7 protein-coding genes are annotated in these 7,163 nt (G+C 60.4%); 3 read left to right on the top strand and 4 right to left on the bottom strand.

Annotated elements, in window-relative coordinates:
* The first annotated feature begins 1,189 nt into the window (after positions 1-1,189).
* Positions 1,190-2,614, top strand: coding sequence for an SEFIR domain-containing protein (locus tag Q0718_RS13435; RefSeq protein ID WP_298919021.1), 1,425 nt, complete (start codon positions 1,190-1,192; stop codon positions 2,612-2,614).
* Here Q0718_RS13435 and fabB read toward each other — a convergent pair.
* From fabB to Q0718_RS13420, 3 genes are all read right to left on the bottom strand, one after another.
* Positions 2,604-3,851 (bottom strand): beta-ketoacyl-ACP synthase I, encoded by a 1,248-nt coding sequence (gene fabB / locus Q0718_RS13430; RefSeq protein WP_366523896.1) that lies wholly within the window; start codon positions 3,849-3,851, stop codon positions 2,604-2,606. The two genes, Q0718_RS13435 and fabB, sit on opposite strands and share 11 nt — an antisense overlap.
* Positions 3,852-4,054: 203 nt before the next feature.
* Positions 4,055-4,579 carry a bifunctional 3-hydroxydecanoyl-ACP dehydratase/trans-2-decenoyl-ACP isomerase gene (fabA, locus tag Q0718_RS13425; protein WP_298919016.1) on the bottom strand — a complete coding sequence of 175 codons (525 nt, stop codon included), beginning with the start codon at positions 4,577-4,579 and terminating at the stop codon, positions 4,055-4,057.
* A 68-nt stretch (positions 4,580-4,647) separates the two neighbouring features.
* The gene (locus Q0718_RS13420) at positions 4,648-5,205 is read right to left on the bottom strand and encodes a tetratricopeptide repeat protein (RefSeq protein WP_298919013.1); all 558 of its coding nucleotides are present in this window, start codon (positions 5,203-5,205) and stop codon (positions 4,648-4,650) included.
* A gap of 77 nt (positions 5,206-5,282) precedes the next feature.
* On the opposite strand from Q0718_RS13420, the gene yidD reads away from it, so the two are divergent.
* Both yidD and Q0718_RS13410 read left to right on the top strand, forming a co-directional pair.
* Positions 5,283-5,567 carry a membrane protein insertion efficiency factor YidD gene (gene yidD / locus Q0718_RS13415; protein WP_298919010.1) on the top strand — a complete coding sequence of 95 codons (285 nt, stop codon included), beginning with the start codon at positions 5,283-5,285 and terminating at the stop codon, positions 5,565-5,567.
* A gap of 79 nt (positions 5,568-5,646) precedes the next feature.
* Positions 5,647-6,237: a hypothetical protein gene (locus tag Q0718_RS13410; RefSeq protein ID WP_298919007.1), complete on the top strand. Its 591-nt coding sequence runs from the start codon at positions 5,647-5,649 to the stop codon at positions 6,235-6,237.
* Here the strand turns inward: Q0718_RS13410 and bla are convergent.
* Positions 6,234-7,127 carry a class A beta-lactamase gene (gene bla / locus Q0718_RS13405; protein ID WP_298919004.1) on the bottom strand — a complete coding sequence of 298 codons (894 nt, stop codon included), beginning with the start codon at positions 7,125-7,127 and terminating at the stop codon, positions 6,234-6,236. The genes Q0718_RS13410 and bla overlap by 4 nt on opposite strands.
* Positions 7,128-7,163 lie beyond the last annotated feature (36 nt).

Here is a 7,163-nt window from a genome sequence, read left to right as displayed (position 1 = left end):
GTGCGACCGGGCATCGGGGCCACGGCGGGGTCGGTCTGCGCCGCCGGTTGGCGACACGAGGCGCGGGCTTTCGCTCCCGAAGGATTGAAAGCAAAGACACACCTATTTACGAGGGCGAAAGCCCGCGCGAGGAGTCCGGCCCGACATCGCCGCCCGGCGTGCGGCCCACCCTCTGCGCTCCACGGCCTCCCCCCGCCCGCCGAACCTGGCGAGAGCGGGGATCTCAAGCGCGCGCGGAGCCCAGGGACCAGCCACACGTCGAAAGCGGAACATCGGAGGCGATCGGCCGCTGCGTAGGTCGGCCGACCCCTCCACCCGGCGGTGCGCGGTCCTCTCCGGGGCTACGATTGCACTGGGGTTTGTAAGACCCCGGCGTCGGCTCTCCCGGAGAGGACCCACGGACTGCTCGTCACAGTCCTTGTGCGGCGGGAGGATCCCCGCTCACACCACCGAGCCCTCGCTCCTGTTCCCTGCACCGAGGGTTACGCACCTCCTCGTGTCTTGCAGCGAACAGGTATGAAATTACGGGCAAAAGGGGTTTGCGAGGATATAATTTCCGCAGAAATCGTGTAAAGGATTGAGAGAGTTGTGAATTTTGGTGTGCGGCAAGGGGGTTAAAACGAGGATGGAGTACTGGATCGGCCCATCTGAACCACCACAATCGCCGACAATCCCAACGCAGCGCGGCCCACTTCACGCGCGAAGAATACCGTCCTTATACAAATCGAAGCGAGATATTGGAAAGCGCGCCTCGCCTCCGTCCGGTAGGCTTCCGAAAAGGGTCGGCTCTCACCGTCTTCCCCCGAACGCGGGGTCGTCCCCCCGCTGGCCCACCTAGCCCTCACTCCGGCCTACTGCACTCGAAGGATTATGCACCTCCTCGTGTCCTGCAATAGACAATAGGATATATGGCCTTGGACGGGGCAGGCGAGAATTGTTCTCTTGGAGTTTTTTAAAAGCAAAGGAAATCAAAACGATAGAAACATTGCCATTAAAGCATAAGAGGGATTCGTAGGCAACATCCGTCTCAAATTCCGCCAAAAACCATCAGTCAGAAACTTCTATACCCTAGACTCCCGTCATTGCCCGACTCGTTCGCATGATCATACGAACGAGTCTTGATACGAATCTCGTCAACACCTAAAAGTGTATTCGTCTTCAAAGCAATCTATAAGCATTGAGTAGTGGTATGAGTATGATGAAAGAGCCCCCTGTAGTGTATATTTCCTATAGTTGGAGTAGTCAGGAACATATAGACCGAGTTCTTGAACTTGCGACGTATCTTAGAGAAAATGGTGTTGATGTACGCATTGATCGCTGGAACCTTAGAGAAGGTCAGGATGCAAATGCCTTTATGGAAAGCATGGTTAGTGATCCTAAAGTAGACAAAGTTATAATAGTATCCGACAGAGCTTATTCTGAGAAGGCAGATGCTAGAGAGGGAGGTGTTGGCACAGAGGCGCAAATAATCACGCCAGAGATTTTTAAGCAAAAAGACAAGACGAAATATTTGGCAGTCGTGACCGAGATTGATGGCGACGGCAACGCGTATCTTCCAACATTTTATGGTTCAAGAATATACGTAAATATATCTGATGTGGACTCAGATACAGAGTCTTTCGAAAGAATTATAAGGTGGATTTTCGGTCAACCTTCAGACGTCGCGCCTGAGATCGGTAAGAAGCCGTCTTATCTAAATTCCTCAACTCTATATGTAGTCGGAGGTGCTAAGGTAACAAGGGCGGTAAAATCCTTAAGGAACAATCTTGGATCAGCTAGTTTTGACGTTATTGATGCATTGGAGGCAATCTATACTGCGGTTGATAACCTTGGCGAAGGGTTCGATAGTGAACAAAATGGATCAGACTTCTTTGATTCTTTGCAGGGTATTGCTCGTCTCAGAGATGAGTGCATAACTTTTTTTGATGCACTTATATTATCAGAGCAATCAGGCAGGTTCCCGGAGATTTTTGAAGAGTTCATAGAAAATATGTACTCTCTAATTGTGCCTGGAAAAGGGAAGAGTGCATTTAGCGAATGGGATAGGGATAGACAGCGGTTCTTTGTTCAGGAGCTTCTAATTTATCTCTCGGCTCTCTTGATTAAGCGTAGAAAATACGAACTGTTTCAGCTTATTTTGGGTCGTGAGTATTTTTTCGAAGGTCTCAATACTTCAAAGTTAGCAAACGTATCAGCGTTTCAAGGAGAGCTAAGAATATTAAGTTATTATAACTCAAAAAATAACCTGAATAGAATTAGTTTGTTTGCTGATCAGCAAAAGCAGCGTGCAGAAACGTCTGCATTCTCATTTAGGGAGATACAACAAGCTGATGTGATGTTGTTTGTCGTAACATCCGTTCTCACAAAAAGGCAATCAAGACGGTTTTGGTATCCTTACACTCTTACCCTTGTAGACTATGGGGTGACTTTCCCGATCTTTGAGAGGGCGAAAAGTGATCAGGGTAAAGCGGCTCTTTTAAAAATGTCAGGCGTGACCACAGGATCCGAAATAAAATCTGCATTTTATGACTCTAGTGGGCAGGCTATTAAGGGGCCAGGTATGTGGGGCGATCCTTTAGTGGAGATCGTAAAGGCAGATAGTCTTACCGACTAAAAACCACACTCCCATTCGTCCCGCCAAACCCGAAGCTGTTGCTCATCGCCGTTTTCAGCATCGTCTCCGTTGGCTCGCGCACGATGTTGATGTCGCCTAATTCCGGGTCGAGCGTGTCGATGTTGATCGACGGGGCGACGAAGCCGCGCTCCATCATCAGCAGGGTGTAGATGGCTTCCTGCACGCCGGCGGCGCCGAGGGAGTGGCCGGTGAGGCATTTGGTGGCGGAGACCATCGGGCCTTGCTCGCCCTCTCCTTGATTGGCTGGTCCGAAGACGCGTTCGATGGCGTTGGTTTCGGCGATGTCCCCGACCGGAGTACTGGTGGCGTGGGGGTTGATATAGTCGAGGGCGGACGGGGCCAGCCCGGCATCGTCCAATGCCATGCGCATGGCGCGTTCCGCGCCTTCGCCGGACGGGGCGACCATGTCATGGCCGTCGCTGGTCGCGGCGTAGCCGATGATCTCGGCATAGATTTTCGCGCCGCGGGCCTTGGCGTGTTCCAGGCTTTCCAGCACCAGCATACCCGCGCCGCCGCCAATGACGAAGCCGTCGCGGTTCGCATCGAAGGCACGGCTCGCCTGTTTCGGCGTGTCGTTATATTTGCTGCTCATCGCGCCCATGGCGTCGAACAGGTTGGACATGGACCATTCCAGTTCCTCCCCGCCGCCCGCGAACATCACGTCCTGCTTGCCCCACTGGATCTGCTCGGCGGCCGTGCCGATGCAGTGCAGGGACGTGGTGCAGGCGCTGGTGATGGAGAAGTTGACGCCCTTGATCTTGAAATGGGTGGCGAGCGTGGCGGACACGGTGCTGCTCATCGCCTTGGGCACGGCGAACGGGCCGACGCGTTTGGGCGACATGTTCTTGCGGGTGATGTCGGCGGCGCGCACGATTTCGAGGCTGGACGGGCCGCCGGAGCCCGCGATGATGCCGGTGCGCGGATCGACGATCTGGTCCTCGGTCAGGCCTGCATCCTTGATCGCCTGGTCCATGGCCAGCGCCGACCAGATGGCCGCGTCGCCCATGAAGCGAAGCGAGCGCTTGCCGATGATCTCCTTGGCCATCTCGGTCGTGTCGTCGGGGCGGCCGGAGACCTGGCTGCGAAAGCCGTATTCGGCCATCTTCTCGTCGCGCTCGATGCCGGAGTTTCCGGCCTTCAGATTCTTCGCGACCGTGTCCAGATCGTTGCCGATGCAGGAGACGATCCCCATGCCGGTGACGACGACTCGTTTCAGTTCAGACATGACTCAAATCCCGTGTTGAGCGGATGGGTTAGCGGTTTGCCGCTTGGGAGGAAAGGGGGCTGTGATCCTGACCCTTTCGCTCACCCCGGCGGACGCCGGGGTCCAGCTTTCGGGGTGTGGAGCCGTCAGCGGGCGGGAGAGCAAGCGCGACCCTGGGCCCCGGCTTTCGCCGGGGTGAGCGCGAAGGAGGGGGGTTAGCCCTCTTCCGCAATGAATAATCCGACGCGCAGGTCCTTCGCCTGGTAGATCAGCTCGTCGTCGGCATACATGCGGCCGTCGGCGATGCCGAGGACGAGCTTGCGGCGGATGGCGCGCTTGATGTCGATCTCGTAGCGCACATGCTTGACATCCGGCGTGACCTGGCCGGTGAACTTGACCTCGCCCACGCCGAGCGCGCGGCCTCGGCCCTGTCCGCCCGTCCAGCCGAGCCAGAAGCCGACCAGCTGCCACATGGCGTCGAGGCCGAGGCAGCCGGGCATGACCGGGTCGCCGGAGAAATGGCAGGCGAAGAACCAGAGGCTGGGATCGATGTCCAGATGGGCGATGATCTCGCCCTTGTCATAGGCCCCGCCCGTATCGGCGATCTTCTCGATCCGGTCGAGCATCAGCATGGGCGGCAGGGGCAGCTTGGCGTTGCCCGGCCCGAACAGGGAGCGCTCGCCGGAGACGATCAGGTCGTCGTAATCGTAGGAGGACGCGATTTTCACACTGGCTGTCATGGACGCTTCCTTAAGGGCGCGGGCGCAATAGGCAAGCGGGGAGGGTGCGTGGGGTGTGTCCGAGCCGGCTAGTTCGCGCGGCGCACGACCGTGAAGCGGCCGATGGCCCGCTGCGCGAGGTCCCAATCGGGGCGAAGCGCCAGCGCGGCCTTCAGGTCGGAATAGGCGGCGCGGGCATTGTCCTGGCGTTCGTGGATCAGGGCGCGGTTGTAGAGCGCTTCGGGCATCTTGCCGATGCCGAGGTCGATCGCGCGCGTATAGGCGTCGCGGGCGGCGTCCATCTCGCCCGTGTGGAACAGCGCCGTGCCGCGATTGACATGCGCTTCGGGCAGGTCGGGGTCGATGCGCAGCGCGGCGGCGTAATCGGACAGCGCGGCCGCGTGATCGCCCTTGCGCATCAGCAGCAGGCCGCGATTGACGCGCGTGGCCGCTTCGTCGCGCAGGCTCAGCGGATCGTCCAGCGCGTCCGTACAGTCGCGGATCGCACCACGCGTGCCGGGATTGTCGCTCAGGGCGGACTGGTAGCAGCCATAGGCCGCGCCCTGGCCGATGACGATCTGCTGCGCAAACGCCGGGGCGTTCATGAGGGCGATGGCGAGCAGGGCGATCGGGACGGCATGTTTCATGCTTTTCTCATAACATAACCCGCGCGTGCTGCGAAATCACGCTTGCGGCAGGGCGCGGCGCCGCTAGCCTGCGCGGCATGAGGCGAGGACCGCACATATGGGCCGCGGCGGGCCTGATCCGGGGCTACCAGATCGCAGTGTCGCCCGTGCTGCAGGCGCTGGGCGTGCGCTGCCGGCACGATCCGTCCTGTTCCGCCTACATGCTGGAGGCGATGCGCCGCCACGGCTTCTGGGCGGGCGGCTGGATGGGGCTGGCGCGGCTGTCGCGCTGCCAGCCTTGGGGCACGTGCGGGCACGATCCGGTGCCGGACAAGGCGGCGGGGCGATGGTTTTCGCCGTGGACCCATGGGCGCTGGCGATAGGGAGACAGGAGCGGACTGTGCCGGATTCTTGCAACCGCGACGTATTTGTGACATATAGATGACGAAAAGGAATATATAAATGTCACATTCGAACCGAACACTCGTCCAGTTCATGTCGCCCTGGCAGGGACGGCTTGGTTTTAAACGCTACCGCATCGCGCCCGACGGGCAGCTCAGCCCGCACAAGCCGGTCAAGTGCAAGAAGATGATCCGCAAGGCGGCCTCCGCCATAGACGGACTGTTGCTGCGCCCGGCCTGGCCGACGCGTCGCGCGCTATGCCTCGTCGCGGACAAGGGAGCGGCGCGGCTGCTCAATGCCACCGGCGGACGGCTGGACACGGACGGGCCCGTACTGTCGCTCGACGATCCGAGCTTGCGCATCACGGTGGCCGACCGGTTGCTTTACCGGCGGTTCGGCTTCTCCACCGACGACGGCACGCTGAGCTACCGCGATATGGCCGGGCGCCTCATCGGGCCGCAACGCATGGCGCTGGACGTCTTCCCGGAAGAGGACTTCTCGCCCTTCGCCCGCCTGGCAGGCATTCTGCGCGACGAACGCAGCCGGACCAAGCTTTTGTCCGGTCTGGCGCAACGGCGCTTCGACTATTCGCGCTGGATTGGTCCCGACGCGCGGCGTCTGGGCCGTGACGCGATGGAGCAGCCCGCCTAGGCGGCGCCGAACGCCGCCATCACGGCGCGGGCCACATCGGCGTGAGCGCCTTCGGCGGCGGGCTCCAAGGCGCCCGGTCCGTCCGAAAAGCTGACGATCACAATGGGCCGCCGTCCGCTGTCCGTCGGCGGCAGGGCGAAGCCGACATCGTTGTTGGCGTCGCGGCTGCTGGTGCCCGTCTTGTGACCCAGCGCCCAGCTGTCTGGCACGCCCGCGCGCAGGCGGCCGTCTCCCGTCACCGCGCCGAGCATCCAGTCGCGCAAGGTCAGCCGCGACTGCGCGCTCAGGACCTCGCCGAAGACGAACCGCTCCATCGCGTCCGTCATGGCCAGCGGCGTCGTCGTATCGCGCGGATCGCCCGGCGTGTTGGCGTTCAGTTCCGGTTCGTAGCGGTCCAGCCGGGTGACGCCGTCGCCCAGATCGCGCAGGGCTTGGGTGAAACCGTCCGGCCCGCCCATCGTGTCCAGCAACAGGTTCGCGGCCGGATTGTCGCTATTGGCGATGGTCGCGGCGCAGAGCTGCCCGACCGTCAGGCGGCTGCCGACGGCTTTCTTCGTCGTCGGCGCGTGGAAGACCATGTCCGGTTCGCGGATCTCGATTTCGCGGTCCAGCGACTCCCGGCCTTCATCGACGCGTGCCAGAACGACACCGCCCAGCATCCACTTGAAGGTCGAACACATGGCGAAGCGTTCGTCCGCGCGGTGCGTCAGCGTGCGCCCCGTCGCGAGATCGCGCGCCGCGACACCGATGCGTCCGCCGCGCCGCGCCTCGATGGCTTCCATTTCCGACATCCAGCCTATTGCATTCGGCGTGGCTCTGGATTGGCAAGCGCCGATCAAGGGAAGGGAGAGAAGGCTGGCGCTGACGGCGCGGCGGGACGGTGTAAGCATGACCGTGCATTAGCGGCGTATCGTGGCCGCATCCAG

The organism is uncultured Algimonas sp. (genome assembly GCF_947498175.1).
In the GTDB taxonomy this organism is placed as follows: domain Bacteria; phylum Pseudomonadota; class Alphaproteobacteria; order Caulobacterales; family Maricaulaceae; genus Litorimonas.
This window is presented reverse-complemented; position numbering and strand designations above follow the sequence as displayed.